1 protein-coding gene and 3 pseudogenes are annotated in these 2251 nt (G+C 51.5%); 1 reads left to right on the top strand and 3 read right to left on the bottom strand.

Annotated features, from left to right (window positions below; genetic code table 11):
- Together ACR1XY_RS24390 and ACR1XY_RS24385 are read right to left on the bottom strand one after the other, a co-directional pair.
- The coding region (locus ACR1XY_RS24390) for a DUF3015 family protein (RefSeq protein WP_480597366.1) at nt 1–419 on the bottom strand (419 nt) is incomplete at its 3' end.
- Between the two features lie 327 nt (nt 420–746).
- A pseudogene (locus ACR1XY_RS24385) lies at nt 747–1425 on the bottom strand (IS6 family transposase).
- A 100-nt stretch (nt 1426–1525) separates the two neighbouring features.
- On the opposite strand from ACR1XY_RS24385, the pseudogene ACR1XY_RS24380 reads away from it, so the two are divergent.
- Nucleotides 1526–2053 (top strand): annotated as a pseudogene (locus tag ACR1XY_RS24380) (transposase); the annotation flags it as partial.
- Nucleotides 2054–2060: 7 nt separating this feature from the next.
- Here the strand turns inward: ACR1XY_RS24380 and ACR1XY_RS24375 are convergent.
- Nucleotides 2061–2251: pseudogene (locus tag ACR1XY_RS24375) on the bottom strand (IS30 family transposase); the annotation flags it as partial.

Raw genomic sequence — 2251 nt, 5'->3', positions numbered from 1 at the left:
TGTTCGGCATCTTGTAACTGAGCAGCAAAATCGTCACGAACATCAGCGAGAAGCGCTGCTTGAATGGCTGGATCACAGTTGAGCCCATCCATCAAAGTTCGCAGATACTCGCCGTCACCAACAACTGTTTCGCGTGAAATGTGATCATATCCGCGTGCCACAAACGCTGCGACCTGAATCGTTGAACCTTGGCACTGATCAGGACTGGACAGGGCTGAACTTACCGCTGTTGTACCCAGGTCCCAAACAATATTCGAGATTGCAGATGCAGCGCCATTATTGGGGAAAACCATAGCGCCGACACCACACTCTTGCCACGGATTGACATTTGCCTCGCCCATTCCTTGTGCATGCACAAGTGAAGTAGAAAAAGGGAAGGCCAAGGTGGCCGACAGTATTATTGTATTCAGTTTATTCAAGGTACTCTCCATTCGTACATTTTATTTTTTCTTCTTCATTATAGTCTGGCGTGCATATTTCCTCTTGTTTTGGGTCATTGTCTTGGCACTGTTTCAATAGTGGTTATTGGTTCGATCCTTTGTTTAGACATCCCCGCAATGCGTGACGCGGTTAGAAAAATTACCCTCCGAACTGCGTCACGCTGCGTCTAAAGAGTTTCGGCTATCTTGATTTCGGAGGCCAATACTGCTGCACTATTTTATTATAGCCAATAACTATTTCAGATGTAGCAAATCGGCATTGCCAACTTGTTTACACGCGGCTGATGGCTGTCTGGTCTGCGTCTATCAGGCGATCATTTCGAGTGCGCGGCCGTTCCAGAGGCCGAAAGCATCGGTTCTGGCGTGACGGTATGAGACGGTAGCGAGTTGATCGCAACGGGATCGAGAGATGGTGTTGATCTGGTCTTGAGCAGAAAAGAACCTTTGCGTCTGCCTTAGCGACTTGAAGCGTCCTATGAGCTTTTCACGCTTTCGAGTGGGTCAATGTGACCCTTTGATCCGATTTTTCAACCCTTTGTGTGCTCGGTGTTCCGCATCCGGCGCAAGATTGCGGATCGGCTTGAAATAGCTTCGCAACTTATCCGTGATCACGACACGAGGTTCACCGAATTGCGAAATCAGCCGCTTCAGAAAGCGCCGGGCTGCCTTGGCACTCCGCCGTGATTGGATGAGGATATCAAGAGTATCTCCGTTCGCATCCGCTGCTTGCCACAGCCAGCATTTCCGACCGGCGATCGGGATGATCACTTCGTCCAAATGCCACTTGTCGGTTTCGCCTGATGCAGTTCGCGAAATGGCCACCAAAGCGGTTGACCCATTGTCTGATCGTTTCCCGACTGACCGTCACGCCGCGTTTCGCGAGCAGATATTCAACATTCGCAGTGCTGAGTGCAAAGCGATGGTAAACCCAGACAGCATAAGCGATGATCTCACGCGGAAAACGAAATCCCATCAGGCGCGGCATTTTCGTACATGAACCATAGGTAGTGTCAGATATCTTTTCGACATATCACGGTTTGATGCCGCTCCTTTGATAGCATTTATTGCGGCAAAGGAGACGAACTATGGGGCTGAAACGGACGGACGAGTTCCGCGATGATACGGTACGGATTGCGCTGACTAGCGAACTGACACGCAAGCAGGTGGCATCTGATCTGGGTGTTGACCTATCGACACTGGATAAGTGGATTTTGGTGCACCGCGACAAGGATGTTGTCTCCGACAATGACTTTGATCTTGCCCGTGAGAATGAACAACTTCGGCGAGAGAATGGCATTCGTGTTGAAAGGTTGAAGAAACACAAGCTAACGACTGACAGTAACCACGCCTTCAACATCGCGCCGAACCTGCTGAGCCGGAACCTCCAAGCGGAGCGACTTAATCAAAAATGGGCTGGTGAAATCAGTTATGTGTGGATCCGAGAGGGATGGTTGTCTCTCGCAGTGATCTTGGACCTGCACTCCCGGCGCGTAATCGACTGGGCTGTCAGCAATCGCACGAAGCGCGATCTGGCGACCCGAGCACTGAACATGGCCATCGCTCTGCGACAGCCGCCGAAGGGCTGCATTCATCGCACTGATCGTGGCAGCCAAGGCGGATTCAACCGGTCGTCGCAACATCTTCGATCATATCCTTTTTGAGCAACCGGTCGAGAGTTTCTGCCGGTGTATGCCAACTCAGTGTTTTGCGAGGGCGAGTGTTCAGCGCGTGGGCGACGGCGCTCAACGCGTCAGCACCATGCTGGCTGAGATCCGTGCCCTTTGGGAAGTACTGGCGGAGCAAACCGTTGG

It is taken from the genome of Ruegeria sp. AD11(2025) (genome assembly GCF_056542405.1).
This window is presented reverse-complemented; position numbering and strand designations above follow the sequence as displayed.